Raw genomic sequence first — 755 nt, forward strand, 5'->3', positions numbered from 1 at the left:
CCACGGAGTGATTCATGACTGGGGTGAAGTCGTAACAAGGTAGCCCTAGGGGAACCTGGGGCTGGATCACCTCCTTATACGATTTAGAACTTATTTGTTCGTAGTGTCCACACAGATGATTGTTATTGTAAAGAGAACAAACACTTATTGTTTGGGTCTGTAGCTCAGTTGGTTAGAGCGCACCCCTGATAAGGGTGAGGTCGGTAGTTCAAATCTACTCAGACCCACCACTTCTTCAACGAAGTCGGTAATCAAACAATAAGTACCAGCATATGTGGGGCTATAGCTCAGCTGGGAGAGCGCCTGCCTTGCACGCAGGAGGTCAGCAGTTCGATCCTGCTTAGCTCCACCACTTACTTCTTAAAAATAAATATTCTTTTATCGGGCAGCATAATCGCCTGAGAATAGAGTGTGTTTAATTTTGAGAGGTTTTTGTATCTCTTGCTCTTTAAAAATTTGGAAAAGCTGATAATAAAATTCGTATAAATACAGTGTATTTGTACAGAGTTTTCAAAAGTAAAAAAGAATGATAGCAGTATCATTCAGTGCCATTTAATGAACGTTTACGTTTGTTGATTGGTATCTACTTTAGTATTCAATATTAACTTCTGGCGAAGTTAAACTGTCACAAAACAAAGACCCGTTTGGGTTGTATGGTTAAGTGACTAAGCGTACACGGTGGATGCCTTGGCAGTTGGAGGCGATGAAGGACGTATTAACTTGCGATAAGCCTAGTCAAGCTAGTAAAAAGCACT

Annotated in this window: 2 tRNA genes and 2 rRNA genes; all 4 read left to right on the forward strand. The window is 41.1% G+C overall.

Annotated features, from left to right (window positions below):
- A 16S ribosomal RNA gene (locus tag H5163_RS21055) occupies positions 1-77 on the forward strand; the annotation flags it as partial.
- A 76-nt stretch (positions 78-153) separates the two neighbouring features.
- Positions 154-230: transfer RNA gene (locus tag H5163_RS21060), tRNA-Ile, on the forward strand.
- 46 nt (positions 231-276) lie between these two features.
- Positions 277-352: transfer RNA gene (locus H5163_RS21065), tRNA-Ala, on the forward strand.
- 303 nt (positions 353-655) lie between these two features.
- A 23S ribosomal RNA gene (locus tag H5163_RS21070) occupies positions 656-755 on the forward strand; the annotation flags it as partial.

The organism is Pseudoalteromonas sp. SG44-8, assembly GCF_014164125.1.
Classification (GTDB): Bacteria; Pseudomonadota; Gammaproteobacteria; order Enterobacterales; family Alteromonadaceae; genus Pseudoalteromonas; species Pseudoalteromonas rhizosphaerae.